The sequence below is a fragment of the Achromobacter pulmonis genome, from assembly GCF_002885955.2.
Classification (GTDB): Bacteria; Pseudomonadota; Gammaproteobacteria; order Burkholderiales; family Burkholderiaceae_B; genus Achromobacter; species Achromobacter pulmonis_A.
Genome location: NZ_POQS01000005.1, coordinates 502816 through 521188 on the forward strand (window position 1 = coordinate 502816; position 18373 = coordinate 521188).

The 18373-nt window shown below is 66.0% G+C and carries 15 protein-coding genes and 5 pseudogenes; 19 read left to right on the top strand and 1 reads right to left on the bottom strand.

The features are described 5' to 3' along the window. Positions 1-2: 2 nt before the first annotated feature. Complete coding sequence (gene cphA / locus C1I89_RS21195; RefSeq protein ID WP_102774523.1) at positions 3-2618, bottom strand: cyanophycin synthetase; 2616 nt, start codon at positions 2616-2618, stop codon at positions 3-5. A 260-nt stretch (positions 2619-2878) separates the two neighbouring features. Between cphA and C1I89_RS21200 the strand changes: the two genes are divergently transcribed. From C1I89_RS21200 to C1I89_RS21290, 19 genes and pseudogenes are all read left to right on the top strand, one after another. Next, positions 2879-5164, top strand: a complete 2286-nt coding sequence (locus C1I89_RS21200; protein ID WP_102774524.1) for a cyanophycin metabolism-associated ABC transporter — start codon at positions 2879-2881, stop codon at positions 5162-5164. Positions 5165-5184: 20 nt separating this feature from the next. After that, complete coding sequence (locus C1I89_RS21205) at positions 5185-5697, top strand: cyanophycin metabolism-associated DUF1854 family protein (protein ID WP_102774568.1); 513 nt, start codon at positions 5185-5187, stop codon at positions 5695-5697. A 23-nt stretch (positions 5698-5720) separates the two neighbouring features. Continuing rightward, entirely contained in the window at positions 5721-6353 is a 633-nt protein-coding gene (locus C1I89_RS21210; protein WP_440130651.1) for a hypothetical protein, read from the top strand. A gap of 149 nt (positions 6354-6502) precedes the next feature. Further along, positions 6503-6924 (top strand): annotated as a pseudogene (locus C1I89_RS21215) (transposase); the annotation flags it as partial. 126 nt (positions 6925-7050) lie between these two features. Continuing rightward, entirely contained in the window at positions 7051-7263 is a 213-nt protein-coding gene (locus C1I89_RS21220) for an AlpA family transcriptional regulator (RefSeq protein ID WP_003158604.1), read from the top strand. Between the two features lie 42 nt (positions 7264-7305). Then, positions 7306-8181: a ParA family protein gene (locus C1I89_RS21225; protein ID WP_102774525.1), complete on the top strand. Its 876-nt coding sequence runs from the start codon at positions 7306-7308 to the stop codon at positions 8179-8181. Next, entirely contained in the window at positions 8165-8413 is a 249-nt protein-coding gene (locus tag C1I89_RS21230) for a hypothetical protein (protein ID WP_022579828.1), read from the top strand. Before C1I89_RS21225 ends, C1I89_RS21230 begins: the two co-directional genes overlap by 17 nt. 27 nt (positions 8414-8440) lie before the next feature. Beyond that, positions 8441-9013: pseudogene (locus C1I89_RS21235) on the top strand (ParA family protein); the annotation flags it as partial. Further along, positions 8997-9245 carry a hypothetical protein gene (locus tag C1I89_RS21240; RefSeq protein WP_022579828.1) on the top strand — a complete coding sequence of 83 codons (249 nt, stop codon included), beginning with the start codon at positions 8997-8999 and terminating at the stop codon, positions 9243-9245. The pseudogene C1I89_RS21235 and the gene C1I89_RS21240, both read left to right, overlap by 17 nt. An 88-nt stretch (positions 9246-9333) precedes the next feature. Next, positions 9334-9798, top strand: a pseudogene (locus C1I89_RS21245) (ParA family protein); the annotation flags it as partial. Further along, positions 9782-10030 (top strand): hypothetical protein, encoded by a 249-nt coding sequence (locus tag C1I89_RS21250; protein ID WP_022579828.1) that lies wholly within the window; start codon positions 9782-9784, stop codon positions 10028-10030. The pseudogene C1I89_RS21245 and the gene C1I89_RS21250, both read left to right, overlap by 17 nt. Further along, a pseudogene (locus tag C1I89_RS21255) lies at positions 10023-11713 on the top strand (ParB family protein). Before C1I89_RS21250 ends, C1I89_RS21255 begins: the two are co-directional and overlap by 8 nt. 15 nt (positions 11714-11728) lie before the next feature. Then, positions 11729-12289: a DUF2857 domain-containing protein gene (locus tag C1I89_RS21260; RefSeq protein ID WP_022579830.1), complete on the top strand. Its 561-nt coding sequence runs from the start codon at positions 11729-11731 to the stop codon at positions 12287-12289. Positions 12290-12292: 3 nt separating this feature from the next. After that, positions 12293-13537: an STY4528 family pathogenicity island replication protein gene (locus C1I89_RS21265; RefSeq protein WP_102774527.1), complete on the top strand. Its 1245-nt coding sequence runs from the start codon at positions 12293-12295 to the stop codon at positions 13535-13537. A 317-nt stretch (positions 13538-13854) separates the two neighbouring features. After that, entirely contained in the window at positions 13855-14661 is an 807-nt protein-coding gene (locus tag C1I89_RS21270; protein ID WP_102774528.1) for a PFL_4669 family integrating conjugative element protein, read from the top strand. After that, positions 14658-15185 (top strand): DUF3158 family protein, encoded by a 528-nt coding sequence (locus C1I89_RS21275; protein ID WP_023124754.1) that lies wholly within the window; start codon positions 14658-14660, stop codon positions 15183-15185. The genes C1I89_RS21270 and C1I89_RS21275 overlap by 4 nt, the downstream gene beginning before the upstream one ends. 73 nt (positions 15186-15258) lie before the next feature. After that, positions 15259-15699 carry a single-stranded DNA-binding protein gene (locus C1I89_RS21280; protein ID WP_023124755.1) on the top strand — a complete coding sequence of 147 codons (441 nt, stop codon included), beginning with the start codon at positions 15259-15261 and terminating at the stop codon, positions 15697-15699. Between the two features lie 269 nt (positions 15700-15968). After that, positions 15969-16397: pseudogene (locus C1I89_RS21285) on the top strand (toprim domain-containing protein); the annotation flags it as partial. Positions 16398-16563: 166 nt separating this feature from the next. Next, positions 16564-18373 (top strand): DNA topoisomerase III (locus C1I89_RS21290; protein ID WP_102774529.1); only part of this gene is annotated, 1810 nt, incomplete at its 3' end.

Consider the following 18373-nt stretch of genomic DNA (forward strand, 5'->3'; position numbering starts at 1 on the left):
TGTCAGTATTGCTGAATCCAGCGGCGGACCAGGTCGATGGTGGGGCCGGAGAACGCCTCGTCCGATTGCAGCAGGATGAAGTCGCCCGCGACGATGCCCTTGAGCAGGCTGTCGATCGCCTTGCCGTGGTCGGGCTCGTCCAGCACTTCCTGCACCCGCGAACCCTGCGCCAGGCCCTGGCGCAGCAGCGCGCGCGCCTGGCCCGGCGGGCGCTTGCTCCGCACCGTGAGGTCGTCGTAGAGCACCACGCGGTCGAAGGCGTCGCCCAGCAGCCTGCCTTGTTCGATCAGGTCCTGGTCGCGCCGGTCGGCGCCGGCCGAATAGGCGGCGGCGCGGCGCGCCGACGGGAACTGGTCGATGGCGGCGATCAGCGGGCGCAGGGCCGAGGCGTTGTGCACGTCGTCGACCACCACGGTGCTGCCGTTGCGTTCGAACAGCGTGAACTGCCAGGGCGCGTCGGCCTGGTCGATGTCGAAGGTCTCGATGCCGGCGCGGATCAGTTCGACCGGAATGTCCAGCGCCCAGGCCGCGCCGACCGCGGCCAGCACGTTCTCGACCTGAAAGGCCACGCGCCCGCCGTGGGTCAGCGGAATGGCGGCCACGGCGGCCAGCTTTTCCTCGCGCGCGCCTTGCGCCAGCACGATGGCGCCGTCGCGCACGAACACGGCGCGGCCATCCTGGGCCAGGTGCGCGGCGATGGCGGGCAGGGCGGGGTCGATGCCGAAGAAGATCACCGCGCCGTCGCACAGCTCGGCCATCTCCACCACTTGCGGATCGCGCGCGTTGAGCACCGCCGCGCCGCCGGGCAGCACCACGTCGACCTGGGTGCGGAACACATTGAACATGCGCTCCGTGTCGTTGATGTCGAAGTCGCCCAGGTGGTCGGCGTCGTCGATATTGGTGACCACGCCGACCTGGCAGCGGTCGTAGGAAAGGCCCTGGCCCAGGATCACGCCGCTGTCGTTCTCGATGACGGCGGCGTCCAGGTCGCGGTTCATCAGCAGGCGCGTGCCGGAATCGAAATCGGCGCGGTCGCCTTTCTGCACCAGGCGGCGGTCGAGGTACAGGCCCTCGCTGCAGGCCAGGCCGGTGCGCTTGCCCGACAGGTGCAGCAGTCGCGCCACCAGGCGCGCCACCACGGTCTTGCCGTTGGTGCCGGTCACGCCCACGATGGGGATGCGGCCGCTGTCGCCCTCGGGGAACAGGTGGTCGACGATGGCGCGGCCCACCGGACGCGGCGCGCCGTCGGCCGGCTTCAGGTGCATCAGCAGGCCGGGGCCGGCATTGACCTCGACGATGGCGCCGCGCTGCTCGTCCAGCGGGCGCGAGATGTCTTCGGCCACCAGGTCCACGCCGGCGATGTCCAGGCCGACGATGCGCGCGGCCAGGGTCACGGTGGCGGCGACGCTGGGATGCACGCGGTCGGTCACGTCGAAGGCGACGTTGCCGCTGCGCTGCACCAGCACGCGCTGGCCTTCGGCCGGCACGCCGTCCTCGGACAGGCCCTGGCGCGCGATCTCCAGGCGCGCCGCCGAATCCAGGCGCACCGGATTCAGCGGGTGGTTTTCGGTGCGGCCGCGGCGCGGGTCGGTATTGATCTGGCTGTCGATCAGCTCGGCGATGGTGGACTTGCCGTCGCCCGTCACCCAGGCCGGCTCGCCGGCGGCGGCGGCCACCATGCGGTCGCCGACCACCAGCAGGCGGTGCTCGTTGCCCAGCACGAAGCGTTCGACGATCACGCCGCTGCCTTCGTCCACCGCCACGCGGTAGGCCGATTCCACTTCCTCGCGCGTGACCAGGTTGGTGAATACGCCGCGGCCGTGGTTGCCGTCATAGGGTTTCACGACCACCGGCAGGCCGATGTCCTCGGCCGCCGCCCAGGCGTCTTCCGCGCTGTCGACCAGGCGGCCTTCGGGCACCGGCACGCCGCAGGTGGACAGCAGCTCCTTGGTCAGGTCCTTGTCGCGCGAGATGCCTTCGGCGATGGCGCCGGTGCGGTCGGTCTCGGCCGTCCAGATGCGGCGCTGCGCCGAGCCGTAGCCGAACTGCACCAGGTTGCCCTCGAACAGGCGGATGTACGGGATGTCGCGGTCGTCGGCGGCGTCCACGATACAGGCGGTGCTGGGACCCAGGCAGTGCTGGTCGATCAGGCCGCGCAGCTTGGAGACGGCGGCGGGCACGTCGTAGGGGCGGTCTTCGATGGCGGCCATGACCAGGTCGCGCGCCTCTTGCAGCGCGGCGCGGGTGACCTGTTCCTGCCAGGCGCGCACGACCACCTTGTAGACGCCGCGGGTGGAGGTTTCGCGGGCCTTGCCGAAGCCGCCGCGCAGCCCCGCGAGGTTCTGCAGCTCCAGCGTGACGTGCTCCAGGATGTGGCCCGGCCAGGTGCCTTCGCGCACGCGGGACAGGAACCCGCCCCGCACGCCCGGGCTGCAGCGGTGCTCGATCAGCGTGGGCAGCCATGCGGTCAGGCGTTCGTAGAAGCCGGGAATCGTGTTGGAGGGATAGTCCTCCAACTCTCCGATATCCACCCATGCTTCCAGAACCGGGCGATACGTCCAAATGTTCGGGCCGCGCAAAGCCACGACATCGAGAAATTCAATGTCTTTCTTTTTCATGTTTTAATTTGCTGAAGAAGCAGGTTGGCACGCGCGGACGCCCCTATGCTAGACCGCGAATTTATTGGGGTTGCGCCTTTAGAATAATGCCAACGAGTCGGGGGATCCCAGATATTCCTAATTAGAAAAATCGGCTGATACTATACGACGCCTTCAGGGCGTTAACTCGTTGTGTTGTAAGGAAGGGACACGTTTCCCGCCCCTCCCGGTGGCGAACCGGTGGCCTCGTAGGGCAGAGTCCTGGCCCGGTATGCGCTTCAATGAAAAAAACACACCTGTTTTCCGGCTTGGCCGCTGCCGTTCCTGCCCGCTGGCAGGATGAAATCCGCGCCGAACTGGCCGATGGCGAGAGCCTGCTCGCCTGGGTCGAGACCGATCTGGACGCCCGTCTGCAATTCCGGCCCGGCCTGGTCGCCGCCACCGACCGACGCCTGCTGGCCCGTCGCGCCGACGACGCCGGCTGGGAATCCTGGGCCTATGGCCCCGGGCTGAAGCTGGGCCTGAGCGACCACGCCGGCGCCGCGCTGCTGGAGCTGCACGACGACGCCGCCCGCCTGGGCGCGTGGCGCTTCACCCTGGCCCGCAACCCGGCCGCGCTGCGCCTGCTGGCGCAGTTCGAGGCCCAGCAGGCCATCCGCCTGTCCGGCCGCCCCGCCGAGGAGCCGGCCGAACGCACCTGTACGATCTGCAACAACGCCATTCCCGCGGGGGCGCAGGAGTGCCCCACGTGCAAGCAGGAACAGGCGGCGCCGTCCTCCACCTGGGCGCTGCTGCGCCTGTGGCGTTTCGCGCGGCCCTACCGCGGCCCGCTGCTGGCCGGTTTCCTGCTGACGCTGATGGGTACGGCGGCCACCCTGGTGCCGCCGTACCTGACCATGCCGCTGATGGACGACGTGCTGATCCCGTTCCAGAACGGCGCGCCCATCGACTACGCCAAGGTCCGCCTGTACCTGGGCGGCCTGCTGGCGTCGGCCTTCCTGGCCTGGGGGCTGGGCTGGGCCCGCACCTACATCCTGGCCTGGGTCAGCGAGCGCATCGGCGCCGACCTGCGCACCACCACCTACGAACACCTGCAGCAGCTTTCGCTGGAATACTTCGGCGGCAAGCGCACTGGCGACCTGATCTCGCGCATCGGCAGCGAGACCGACCGGATCTGCGTGTTCCTGTCGCTGCACCTGCTGGACTTCGCCACCGACATCCTGATGATCGTCATGACGGCGGTGATCCTGGTGTCGATCAATCCCTGGCTGGCGCTGGTCACGCTGGTGCCGCTGCCCTTCATCATCTGGATGATCCACGCGGTGCGCGACCGGCTGCGCCACGGCTTCGAGAAGGTCGACCGCATCTGGTCGGAAATCACCAACGTGCTGGCCGACACCATACCCGGCATCCGCGTGGTCAAGGCCTTCGCCCAGGAAAAGCGCGAGGTCGCGCGTTTCCGCGAGGCCAACAACCGCAACCTGGAAGTCAACGACCGGGTCAACACCACCTGGTCGCTGTTCTCGCCCACGGTCACGCTGCTGACCGAAGTCGGCCTGCTGGTGGTGTGGATCTTCGGCATCTGGCAGGTGTCGCAAAAGCAGATCACCGTCGGCGTGCTGGCCGCGTTCCTCGCGTACATCGGCCGCTTCTACACGCGCCTGGATTCGATGAGCCGCATCGTGTCGGTCACGCAGAAGGCGGCCGCCGGCGCCAAGCGCATCTTCGACATCCTGGACCACGTCTCCAGCGTTCCGGAGCCGCAGAATCCGGCCAGGCTGCCGCACATCGACGGCCGCATCGAACTGCGCGATGTGGGCTTTCGCTACGGCAACCGCCAGGTCATCCGCGGCCTGAACCTGAACATCGAGCCGGGCGAGATGATAGGCCTGGTCGGCCACAGCGGTTCGGGCAAGAGCACGCTGATCAACCTGATCTGCCGCTTCTACGACGTGTCGGAAGGCGCGGTGCTGGTCGACGGCGCCGACATCCGTTCGGTGCGCGTGGCCGACTACCGGCGCAACATCGGCCTGGTGCTGCAGGAGCCTTTCCTGTTCTTCGGCACCATCGCCGAGAACATCGCCTACGGCAAGCCCGAGGCCACGCGCGACGAGATCGTGGCCGCGGCGCGCGCCGCGCACGCGCACGAGTTCATCCTGCGGCTGCCGCACGGCTACGACTCGCTGGTGGGCGAGCGCGGCCAGGCGCTGTCGGGCGGCGAGCGCCAGCGCATCTCGATCGCGCGCGCGCTGCTGATCGACCCGCGCATCCTGATTCTGGACGAGGCCACCTCGTCGGTCGACACCACCACCGAAAAGGAAATCCAGAAGGCGCTCGACAACCTGGTGCGCGGACGCACCACGATCGCCATCGCCCACCGCCTGAGCACGCTGCGCAAGGCCGACCGGCTGGTGGTGCTGGACCGCGGCCAGATCGTGGAGCAGGGGCCGCACGAGGAACTCATGGCGCGCGAGGGCGCCTACTACCGGCTCTATCAGGCGCAGGCGCGCCAGGCCGAGGCCGACGCCCAGGCGTCGGGCAGTGAAGACATGGCCGCCGTGGCCTGACGCCAACCGGAATGACCGCCATGACCCTGCCGCCGTTTCAATTGCGCCGCAACGCCTTCGGGCGCCTGGAGTTCCAGTCCGCCGAGGGCGAGGTCCACGAGGGCGTCATCCCGGTGCGCGCCTTCCCGATCAGCGAGGCCGGCCGCGGCCTGTCGCTGGTGACCGGCGAAGGCCGCGAACTGCTCTGGATCGAACAGCTGTCCGACCTGCCCGCCTCCGCGCGCGCGTTGGTCGAAGAAGAGTTGCAGCGCCGGGAATTCATGCCCGAGATCCGCAAGCTGGCCAGCGTGTCCAGCTTCGCCACGCCCAGCGTCTGGAAGGTCGAAACCGACCGCGGGCCGACCTCGTTCACGCTGCGAGGCGAAGAGGACATCCGGCGCCTGAGCCCGCAGACCCTGCTGATCGCCGACAGCCACGGCATCTTCTATCTGGTGCGCGACATCCAGTCGCTGGACAAGCACAGCCGCAAGCTGCTGGACCGGTNCTCGAAGCGTCCATCCGCTGGGCCGGACTGCTGCGATACGAGCAGGTGATTCTGGCTTCGGTCTCGTCGCCGATGAATCTGCCGCAGTCGCTGGACTGCCCACGTTTGGGCGAACTGCGGCTGTACACCGACCGCATCTATGACGGCATCCTCAACGGGGAACTGCCCTTCGGGCAGCACGGCATCACGACGCGCGACACCACGTTGATCGAATCGCCTGATCTGACGGTGCGCCATGTCGATCTGAAGTGCTGGATGCGCCAGCACTACCCCGAGCAGCGGCCCGGCTTTCTCTTCTCCCGCAGCGAGCGCATCACCCATCCCTTCATCTCTCTGGAAACAGGGCAAGCCATGCTGGTCGAACGCCAGGCTTTGAAATCCGTCCTGGAACAGACCAAACGTCAGCTTCGCGAGTTGCAGGACAAGCATGACGCGCTGCTCAAGCAGCCCACGGTGATTCCGGCATGCGCGCAGTGTCCGATCAGTGATCGAGCCGAGGCCACCTACCTGAACATCGTTGGCGGCCTGTTGGAGCTGATGCTCGGCCAGTCGCCATCGGGCACGCCGTACTCCAGCTTCAAGACGCAGGAGGCCGTGGTCAGCGCGCTGGTTGCCCATCACAGCGGCGCCATGGGCATCGCGGAGCGGACATTGAACGGTAAGTTTGCCACCGCCAGGCGCCGGCTGCGTAGCGCCTCCCGCTGAGATTTGCCAGCTTGTATGTGCAGTCGCGGAGATTGCANGAGCAAGAACTCCAACATCCAACGCGCGAAACCCATCAGGCGGCGCATGGTCTGCCCCCTGAAAAGTGGTCCTCCCTGAAGTAGGCTATTGAGCCGTAGGAGGACGTTGGAATGCCCCAGAAGAAGCACAAACCCGAAGAGATCGTGGCGAAGCTGCGCCAAGTCGATGTTCTGTTGTCGCAAGGTCGTTCTGTCGGAGAAGCGGTCCGTTTGATCGGCGTGACGCAGTTTACGTATTACCGGTGGCGCAAGGAGTTCGGTGGCCTGAAGGGTGACCAGGTGAAGCGGCTGAAGGAGCTCGAGAAAGAGAATGACCGGCTGCGCAAGGCGGTCTCGGACCTGACACTCGAGAAGCTGATCCTGAAAGAGGCTGCTTCGGGAAACTTCTGAGCCCCGCTCGCCGTCGCCGTTGCGTCGATCGTGTCATGGCGAAGTTCTCCGTCTCGGAGCGGTTTGCCTGCAAGGTTCTCGGCCAGCATCGTTCGACCCAGCGCAAAAAGCCGCAAGGCCGGCCCGATGAAGAGGCGTTGACCNCCGCTGAGATTTGCCAGCTTGTATGTGCAGTCGCGGAGATTGCATTTGCAATGTCTTTTCGCAGCCGTGTCTATTGAATAGAGGTCACGCCAACAAACGCCGCTGAGCGTTCAGGAGTGACTGCCATGTCGCAAACATCTGTACTGCAGCCAAACGAGCGCCGCATCCTGCGCCTGGAAGAAGTCGAAGCGAAATCCGGTTTCAAGCGCGCCCACATCTACAACCTGATGAAGAAACGCCAGTTCCCGCAGGCCCTGCGTCTGGGCGTGCGCGCCGTGGGCTGGGACTCCATCGAAATCGATCAGTGGATCGACGAGCGCGTCAACAACCGGGCCTGACCCGTTCTCCCGCGGACTTTCCATCTTGACACGGAGAACGCCATGCAGGTCGTATCCATCATTTCAACCAAAGGTGGGGTCGGCAAGACCACCACCGCTGCGAACCTCGGCGGTCTCGCTGCGGACGCCGGACTGCGCGTGCTGCTGCTCGACCTCGATGTGCAGCCCACCTTGTCCTCATACTATGAGCTGGCTCACCGCGCGCCGGGCGGTATCTATGAATTGCTGGCCTTCAACGAGCGCGACCTCGACCAGCTTGTGTCCCGCACGATCATCGCGGGCCTGGACTTGGTGCTCTCCAACGACCACCGAGGCGAACTGAACACCTTGCTGCTGCACGCGCCAGACGGGCGACTGCGGCTGCGACACCTACTGCCGATACTGAACCCCCTCTACGACCTGGTGCTGATCGACACCCAGGGCGCGCGCTCGGTGCTGCTGGAGATGGCGGTGCTGGCCTCCGACCTCGCGCTGTCGCCCGTGACCCCGGAAATCCTCGCCGCCCGCGAACTGCGGCGCGGCACCATGCAGTTGCTGGCGGACATTGCGCCGTACCGGCACCTGGGCATCGAGCCGCCGCCGTTGCACCTGCTCATCAACCGCGTCCATCCGGTGTCCGCCAACGCACGGCTGATCCAGCAGGCGCTGCGCGATCTGTTCCAGGGCCACACCGGCATTCGGGTTCTGGCTACCGACGTGCCGGCCATTGAGGCTTATCCGCGGGCCGCGACGCGCGGCCTGCCGGTGCATCGGGTCGAGTACCGCCAGCCAGTGGGCAGAGTCGCTCCCGCCGCGCTCACCACCATGCGCGATCTTGCCGACGAGTTGTTCCCGCAGTGGCAGGATCGATTGGCCGCAGTGTCCGGCCGTCCGCCACAGCCTCTTGATATCAGGAGGCCCCATGGCGAACGCACATGAACTGGCCCGAGGCCACAATCGGCTGCGCGCCCTGATCGAGTTCGCCGTCGGCGAAGGCTGGCACGTCAAGCGCACGGCGGGCGGTCACCTCAAGTTCACCAAGGCAGGCTGCGCCGCGATCTACACCAGTTCGACGGCCAGCGATCACCGGGCAGCCCTCAACGCCCGTGCGCAGATCCGTCGTGCCGAGCGCGAGACCCGATCCCAAGCGCAGGGGGGCGGCCATGACTGAGATCACCTCCCAGCAGATGGCCGGCNAGACGGGCGACTGCGGCTGCGACACCTACTGCCGATACTGAACCCCCTCTACGACCTGGTGCTGATCGACACCCAGGGCGCGCGCTCGGTGCTGCTGGAGATGGCGGTGCTGGCCTCCGACCTCGCGCTGTCGCCCGTGACCCCGGAAATCCTCGCCGCCCGCGAACTGCGGCGCGGCACCATGCAGTTGCTGGCGGACATTGCGCCGTACCGGCACCTGGGCATCGAGCCGCCGCCGTTGCACCTGCTCATCAACCGCGTCCATCCGGTGTCCGCCAACGCACGGCTGATCCAGCAGGCGCTGCGCGATCTGTTCCAGGGCCACACCGGCATTCGGGTTCTGGCTACCGACGTGCCGGCCATTGAGGCTTATCCGCGGGCCGCGACGCGCGGCCTGCCGGTGCATCGGGTCGAGTACCGCCAGCCAGTGGGCAGAGTCGCTCCCGCCGCGCTCACCACCATGCGCGATCTTGCCGACGAGTTGTTCCCGCAGTGGCAGGATCGATTGGCCGCAGTGTCCGGCCGTCCGCCACAGCCTCTTGATATCAGGAGGCCCCATGGCGAACGCACATGAACTGGCCCGAGGCCACAATCGGCTGCGCGCCCTGATCGAGTTCGCCGTCGGCGAAGGCTGGCACGTCAAGCGCACGGCGGGCGGTCACCTCAAGTTCACCAAGGCAGGCTGCGCCGCGATCTACACCAGTTCGACGGCCAGCGATCACCGGGCAGCCCTCAACGCCCGTGCGCAGATCCGTCGTGCCGAGCGCGAGACCCGATCCCAAGCGCAGGGGGGCGGCCATGACTGAGATCACCTCCCAGCAGATGGCCGGCAAACTGCTTGCGTCCGGGTTCGAGCGCAGCGGCCCGTCAGCAACGACCTTGAGCGACCCGATCGNGGCCTCCGACCTCGCGCTGTCGCCCGTGACCCCGGAAATCCTCGCCGCCCGCGAACTGCGGCGCGGCACCATGCAGTTGCTGGCGGACATTGCGCCGTACCGGCACCTGGGCATCGAGCCGCCGCCGTTGCACCTGCTCATCAACCGCGTCCATCCGGTGTCCGCCAACGCACGGCTGATCCAGCAGGCGCTGCGCGATCTGTTCCAGGGCCACACCGGCATTCGGGTTCTGGCTACCGACGTGCCGGCCATTGAGGCTTATCCGCGGGCCGCGACGCGCGGCCTGCCGGTGCATCGGGTCGAGTACCGCCAGCCAGTGGGCAGAGTCGCTCCCGCCGCGCTCACCACCATGCGCGATCTTGCCGACGAGTTGTTCCCGCAGTGGCAGGATCGATTGGCCGCAGTGTCCGGCCGTCCGCCACAGCCTCTTGATATCAGGAGGCCCCATGGCGAACGCACATGAACTGGCCCGAGGCCACAATCGGCTGCGCGCCCTGATCGAGTTCGCCGTCGGCGAAGGCTGGCACGTCAAGCGCACGGCGGGCGGTCACCTCAAGTTCACCAAGGCAGGCTGCGCCGCGATCTACACCAGTTCGACGGCCAGCGATCACCGGGCAGCCCTCAACGCCCGTGCGCAGATCCGTCGTGCCGAGCGCGAGACCCGATCCCAAGCGCAGGGGGGCGGCCATGACTGAGATCACCTCCCAGCAGATGGCCGGCAAACTGCTTGCGTCCGGGTTCGAGCGCAGCGGCCCGTCAGCAACGACCTTGAGCGACCCGATCGCCGACACGCCCATGGTCGTGACGCTCGACCAGTTGCGCCCCTACGACCACGACCCGCGCAAGAAGCGCAATCCGGTGTACGAGGAAATCAAGGCNTGCGCCCCTACGACCACGACCCGCGCAAGAAGCGCAATCCGGTGTACGAGGAAATCAAGGCATCCATCCGCGAGCGTGGCCTGGACGCGGCTCCGGCCATCACCCGGCGGCCCGGCGACGATCACTACATCATCCGCAATGGCGGCAACACGCGACTGGCAATCCTGCGCGAACTCTGGTCGGAGACCAGGGACGAACGTTTTTTTCGGATCTCATGCCTGTTCCGCCCATGGCCCGAGCGTGGCGAGATCGTCGCGCTCACCGGACATCTTGCGGAAAACGAACTGCGCGGTGGCCTCACCTTCATCGAGCGCGCTTTGGGCGTCGAGAAAGCGCGCGAGTTCTACGAACTGGAAATCCGCTCCACCCTGAGCCAGTCCGAGCTGGCCCGCCGCCTGGCCGCGGACGGATACCCCGTGCAGCAGTCGCACATCAGCCGGATGGCCGACGCCGTACGCTACCTGCTGCCCGCAATCCCGACCGTGCTCTACGCCGGCCTGGGGCGTCACCAGGTCGAGCGGTTGTCGGTCATGCGCAAGGCCTGCGAGCGCACCTGGGAGCACTACGCCAAAGGCCGCTCACTGGTTCAGGACTTCGACGAGTTCTTTCAGGATGTGCTGTCGCAATTCGATGTCCAGGCCGACGAGTTCTCTGCGCAGCGCGTACAGGACGAGCTGATCGGCCAGATGACCGAATTGCTGGACGTCGATTACGACGTGCTCGCTTTGGACATGACCGAATCCGAGAGCCGCCAGCGGGCCTTGGTCAGCGAGCCGACGCCGCCCTCGACGCCGCCTGCCTTGCCAGAGCCAGAAGCCATCGCGCGCCCACCGGCCGATACTGCGCCACCTGCTGCGAGGCCGACGGCAACGCCCTCGACGGGCGAGAGCGACGCGGACGCCAGTCATTCTGGCGCAGCCAGTCCGGCGGTAGATGACGACGTGCTTCGGGAGCACATCGTCTCGCCAGCGCCGACGACCGAACGGCTTGAGTCCATCCAGCGCATGGTCGCCGACCAGTTGGGCGATCCACTGCCGCACGACTTCTCGGCGAATGTCTTGCAGTCCATCCCGGTGCAGGCCGGCGGGCTCTATCCGATCTCGGATGTCTGGTACATCGCCCCCGGCCTGGACACACCCGAGCACCTGCGCATCCACGTCGCGCAGTTTGCCCGCGAGATTGCGGTCGAGGCAGACCTGGGCGAGTGCATCGATGACCGCCCAGACGGCATCGGCTTCGCCTGCCGTGCTCGCACCACAAACCCAGCGCCGCTGGGCCGTGCCGTCCATACGCTGTTGGCTTGCCTGGCCGGTCAGCAGCCCGCCGATGTCGGTCTGGACAACGGGCAACTCGTCATCGACCTGCCGGCGCTGCTGCACGGCCAGGGCGACGTAACCCGACGATTGAGCGACACCGCGCTGGTCAAGCTGTTCCGCCTGCTGCGACTGGCCCGCCGCCTGCTCGATCTCGAAGCCGGCGCTGCGGACTCTGGAACCTAAGCGAGGGAGGCCAGCATGTCCACAGCACACCCACTCAACCAGGCTGTCATCGCCCAGGCCCTCTATGACCTGCGCAATGGGCAACTGCGCCGCTGCAAACTGATGGGGTTTGGCGAGGCAGAGCTGGACGCCCTCAAGCATCCCGCGCTGATCAGCGTGCTGGCCAACGCCAACGTCTCCTGGTGCTCAGTGACGGTCAACCGCGAAGTGCTGCGGCGGCTGCTCCAGCAGGCGCAGGACGTGGAGAAGGAAATCGCCACAGTCGATCGCATGCTCAGGCTGGGCGCGAGCACGGAGATGGTCAGCAAGTTCTATGGCTTGACGCATCAGGAAGTAGCGCTTCGCCGTGAAATCCTCGGTCTGCCCAAGCGCAAGGGCCGACATCCCGTGCTGGACGAGGAGCAGGACACGGAGCTGTGGCGGCAATGGAAGGCCGTGACCAACAGCAGGACGGTCGATCTCGAAGACGAAACCTCCATTCTCGATGCCGCCATGGACTTGGCCGAAGGCATGTCGCTGCCTCTGTCGGTGGTCTGGGCCTCGATCAAGGGCTGGGTCGATCAGGGATTGGCTTGAGTCATGGCCGTGGACGACACCGCACCACGAGTCCGACGCCAAGGCCCCATCGCACTCGCAGAGCTGTTCGATGCTGCGCTGAAAGACCTTGCGCCCAAGCCCGCCCCCAGCGCACCTGCGCCTACACCGGCACAGTCGCCCACGCCTACCTCCGGCGATGCTTTCCTCTTCAGTGGCAACCGGCACGAGACGGTGCCACGCAAGTTGTTCCTCGACCGCCGCCTGACGCCGCTGGAACGAAACGCCTGGCAAGTGTTCCGGCTGATGCTCAACGACGATGGTGTGACCGCATTTCCCACCTACGAGCAGTTGCGGCCCTGGCTGGCGTCCATGCCCTGCGCAGGCCAGGCCTCGCATGAAACCGTGGCACGGGCGCTGACACTGATGCGCCTGACCCGCTGGCTGAGCCTGGTTCGGCGACGGCGTGACCCCAAGACTGGCCGCATCCTCGGCAATCTGTACGTGCTGCACGACGAACCTCTGACACCGTTCGAGGCCATGCAGCTCGACCCGGACTACCTGCAACTCGTCAGCCAGGCGCTCGGCCATTCTGCCAAGGCCGTGCAGATCGTGGGCCTGCACACGCTCAAGGAAATCGGTGAAGACCCATTGCTGGCCGGACGCACCCTCCCGTCACGGTTGCAGGTGATGGCCGAACGCCTCGCCAACCAGGACCTTACGGCCAGCGATAGTTATCCACAGGAAGACGCCATTCACGATTCCGAAGAAGGGGCTCCGAGCCTTCTTCGGAATGGCGAACGCCCCACTACGGATTCCGAAGCAGGGCCGAAACCCGCGCCAGACGTCTCTCTTCGGAATCCGAAGCAGGCCCGTACAGTACGTAGTAGTTGTATTAATGAAATACGTACTACTGCGCAGGCGCGCGCACTGGACGATCTGCAATGGCCCAAGCGCTTTGCGCAACTGAAGGCGGAACAGCAGGCGGGTGCCAAGGTGGCATTGCAGCAGGTTGATGCCTCGCTGAGGCAGGACGTGCTGGACGAATGGGCCGCGCGTTGTAGCAACCACGGCATCCGCAATCCCGCAGGGTATCTGTTCGGCATCATCCAGCGGGCCATCCACGGTGAGTTCAATGCCTGGGCAAAGAAAGACCCGCCACCGGCACCCACTCAACCAAACGAACGGCCACCACCCGCACCGCCGGCCCAAACGCAGGGTAAGCCGGTGCCACCAGAAGTCGCCAGGCAGCACATCGAGCGGCTGCGAGACCTGCTCGCCAGCAAGTGAGCCGGCTGACAAGGCCGTGAAGTGGACGCCCATGGATGCCAATAGAGCTATCCCCTGGGGATAGTTCCACCGTTGGGGCGGATGCCGTGCAGTCGCAAGCCTGGCCTCGAACATCTGCAGCAGCATCGGCGTTGCCCACCCTGATCCCGACGTGCAGCGTTCGTTGGCGCTCCATGGAGCTATCCCCTGGGGATAGCTCGCGCCGCAGGCGGCCATCACGCGCTGAACCGGGGTCTGGCAGGTTTCGGTTTGTTGACTGACTGCCTTCCGCTTCCTGCCGAAGCTGACCGCTCCTTTTCACACAACGAGCGGACACCATGGCAACCAATGAACCTCTGCAACTGAATCTCGGCTCCCTGCGCAGCGCGATGTCGCTGACGCTTCACACGCACCACGCTTCGCGCATCTGGCATGGCCGTGCCGCCGCCGAGGGGCGACCGGGTATCGTCGGCCTGAACGGCTACATCGCGCAGATGAACAAGATGCGGAGGGGCTCGGAGCAGGACGACCCGTACTCGGACTGGTGGATGCTGCGCATCGAGGTAAAGCTCGACCAGACCAAGACCACGCTGCAATCGCTGCGCGAGCAGGTGGATCAGGCGCTGGCGAGCGTGCCTCCGGCACTCAGCCTGGGCGAGAACCTCAACGTGCAGCCCGTCAAGTTGCCGCTGTTCGTCAATGCGCAGCTCGGCTTTGCCGCCGTCTATCTGCTGGCCGATTACGACGACATCGCCCGCAAGCTGATCCTCGCCCACCACACGGCGCTCATCGACCGCAGCACCTTGGAGCGCTGGCTCAACGAGGGCGCCCATGCACTGCGCAGCCTGTTCTCGCTGGCCCAGCAATACCGCTATTCGGGCTGTACGCGCGACGACTTCGTGTCGAAGAACGCCGCAGCACGGGTGGCGCTGGAGAAATTCGGCGAACTGCCGCAGGACGTGCTGGAAGGCACGCACCGCTCGAAGTTCGCGCCGCCCATCGTGCGCCGTGGCCTGCAACAGCGTGCTGAGAGTCCTGCTGCAGCGCCTGCCCCCAACGACGCGGCCACCACCGACGAGCCCGCCATTGACGCAGCACCCGAGGTCAGCGCCGGCGAGGTCGAGGACGAGGACGAGCAGGCATGAGCGATCCGAACCGCGAACCCCGCTACTTCCAGGGCCTGCAACAGGCTGCCTTCATGAAGCTGGAACACGCTGCCTCTCTAAAAGGCCTTTTAAAGCCTTTTAAGGGTAAGGGGGATCTTGAGGGCTGGGCCAGCCAGTGCTTCGCCATGCGCGACGAGTTGATTGGCTTGGCGCAGCGGCAGGTGCTGCAACAGGCAGTCGGGCATCCCTTCCACCTGCTGCCCGTGGAGTTGGCCCAGCAAACCACTGGCGCAGGCACGGCGTTTTTGCGCTGGCGCAAGCACGACCGCTCAGCCATGGGCGTAGCCCTGTGGCAGGAATTGATGGCGAACATCGGCACGCCGGTCAACCTGTTGGCCGAGCTGCACGCGATTGAGCTTCAGCGCATCACGCTGAACATGCAGATCAGCCTGTTGCACACCTTGGGCAGGCAGGCCCAGGAGTGCGCCAGCAAGGCCGCCAAGGCGGAAGACGCCTACCTGCGCAGGCTCAAGTCCATCCCACCTGGAATGCGTGATCGGTGATGACACCGGACACCCCAGTACGCGCCCGACGCCGACGCGGCTCGGGTATTTCAATCACCATGGAGATTGCAACATGAGCACGCATTTTTGGGGCGAAGGCAACATTGGCTCCCCGCCCGAGTACCGGGAGTTCCCCAACGGCAACGACGAGCCGCGGCGCTTGCTGCGGCTGAACGTGTATTTCGACAACCCCGTTCCCACCAAAGGCGGCGACTTCGAGGATCGCGGCGGCTTTTGGGCGCCAGTGGAAATCTGGCACCGTGACACCGCGCACTGGAAAAACCTCTACCAGAAAGGCATGCGCGTGCTGGTCGTCGGCCGCATGGAGCGCGAGCCCTGGACGGACAACGAAGATCAGCCACGCGAGACCTGGCAGATCAACGCGCGCAGCGTCGGCATCCTGCCGTTCCGCATCGAGTCCGTGACCCTCAGCCCGAAGCCGCAGGATGCGGAGGCAAAGTCCCAGGCAGTCCAGGAACCGGCTGCGCCAAAAGAGCCGCGGCGTAGGAAGTGACCCGGCATGGGCCGGCCACTGTTCGCCGTTCCATGCTCTCGCGAGCTATCCCCAGGGGATAGCTCCATCAACGTCCACCGGCTTCCATGCGCTCCCGAAAATCGCGGCTCCCGGCCCGCACACCCCGGCTGCACGCCATCTCCGCCCCAGCCATTCCATCCTGTGAAAGTGGTCGCCACCGCTTGCGACTTGTTTGCTGCTGCCCCTGGCGGTGCCCGGCATCCTCGATTCCAGCAACTCAATGAACCACGGAAATCGGATGGACGGACATGCGGCTGTTCTTGTGCGAGAAGCCCTCCCAGGGCAAGGATATTGGCCGGATTCTCGGCGCGACGCGGCGCGGTGAAGGCTGCCTCAACGGCTCCGGCATCACCATCACCTGGTGCATCGGCCATCTCGTAGAAGCGGCAGCACCCGAGGTCTATGACGCGGCGCTCAAGCGCTGGTCGCTGGAACAGTTGCCCATCATTCCCCAGCAGTGGCGGGTCGAGGTCAAACCGAAGGCCGCCACGCAATTCAAGGTCGTCAAGGCGCTTCTGGCGAAGGCGACCCATCTCGTCATCGCCACCGATGCCGACCGCGAGGGCGAACTGATCGCCCGAGAGATCATCGACCTGTGCGGCTACCGTGGCCCCATCGAACGCTTGTGGCTGTCGGCGCTCAACGATGCGTCGNGCTTCCATGCGCTCCCGAAAATCGCGGCTCCCGGCCCGCACACCCCGGCTGCACGCCATCTCCGCCCCAGCCATTCCATCCTGTGAAAGTGGTCGCCACCGCTTGCGACTTGTTTGCTGCTGCCCCTGGCGGTGCCCGGCATCCTCGATTCCAGCAACTCAATGAACCACGGAAATCGGATGGACGGACATGCGGCTGTTCTTGTGCGAGAAGCCCTCCCAGGGCAAGGATATTGGCCGGATTCTCGGCGCGACGCGGCGCGGTGAAGGCTGCCTCAACGGCTCCGGCATCACCATCACCTGGTGCATCGGCCATCTCGTAGAAGCGGCAGCACCCGAGGTCTATGACGCGGCGCTCAAGCGCTGGTCGCTGGAACAGTTGCCCATCATTCCCCAGCAGTGGCGGGTCGAGGTCAAACCGAAGGCCGCCACGCAATTCAAGGTCGTCAAGGCGCTTCTGGCGAAGGCGACCCATCTCGTCATCGCCACCGATGCCGACCGCGAGGGCGAACTGATCGCCCGAGAGATCATCGACCTGTGCGGCTACCGTGGCCCCATCGAACGCTTGTGGCTGTCGGCGCTCAACGATGCGTCGATCCGCACCGCGCTCGGCAAGCTACGGCCGTCGTCCGATACGCTGCCGATGTATTACTCGGCGCTGGCGCGTTCGCGGGCAGACTGGCTCGTCGGCATGAACCTCAGCCGTCTGTTCACGGTGCTCGGGCGGCAGGCGGGCTACGACGGCGTGCTGTCGGTCGGACGTGTCCAGACCCCGACCCTGAAGCTGGTCGTGGATCGCGACCGCGAAATCGCGGCTTTCAAGTCGGTGCCGTTCTGGGCCATCGACGTGTCTTTGTCCGCAGAGGGTCAGGCTTTCTCCGCGCAGTGGGTTGCGCCCGATGGCTGCACCGACGACGCCGGTCGTTGTCTGCAACAGCCGGTCGCCCAGCAGGCGGCGCAGCAGATTCGTGCTGCGGGCAGCGCCCAGGTGGTGTCGGTCGAGACCGAGCGCGTGCGCGAAGGCCCGCCGCTGCTGTTCGACCTGGGGACGCTTCAGGAGGTCTGTTCCAGGCAGCTCGGGCTGGACGTGCAGGAGACATTGCAGATCGCCCAGGCCCTGTACGAGACGCACAAGGCCACGACCTACCCGCGCTCGGACTCTGGCTACCTGCCCGAAAGCATGTTCGCCGAGGTGCCCGCCGTCCTGGACAGCCTGCTCAAAACCGACCCGTCGCTGCGACCGATCATGAGTCAGCTCGACCGCTCCCAGCGTTCGCGTGCATGGAACGACGGCAAGGTTACGGCGCACCACGGCATCATTCCGACGCTCGAACCCGCGAACCTCTCTGCTCTGAGCGAGAAGGAGCTGGCGGTGTACCGGCTGATTCGGGCGCATTACCTGGCGCAGTTCCTCCCGCACCACGAGTTCGACCGTTCCGTGGCTGAGTTTTCCTGCGGCCAGCAGACGCTGGTGGCCACCGGTAAACAGGTGGTCATCAAGGGCTGGCGTCTGGTGCTGGCCGAACCGCAAGCGGACGAGGACGGCGACGACGCGGCACGCAGCCAGGTGCTTCCCCCACTGCGTGAGGGCCTGGCGTGTCAGGTGGCCGAGGCCGAGATCAAGGCGCTCAAGACGATGCCGCCCAAGCCCTACACCCAGGGTGAATTGGTCAAATCAATGAAGGGCATTGCGCGCTTCGTAACCGACCCGCGCCTGAAGCAGAAGCTGAAGGACACGACGGGCATCGGCACCGAGGCGACGCGGGCCAACATCATCAGCGTGCTAATCGCCCGTGGCTACATCGTGAAGAAGGGTCGCTCCATTCGCGCATCGGATGCGGCGTTCACGCTGATCGACGCCGTGCCCGCAGCGATTGCAGACCCCGGCACAACGGCGGTGTGGGAGCAGGCGCTCGACATGATCGAGGCCGGACAGCTCACCCTGGACGTATTCCTCAGCAAGCAGGCCGCCTGGATTTCGCAGTTGATCGCGCAGTACG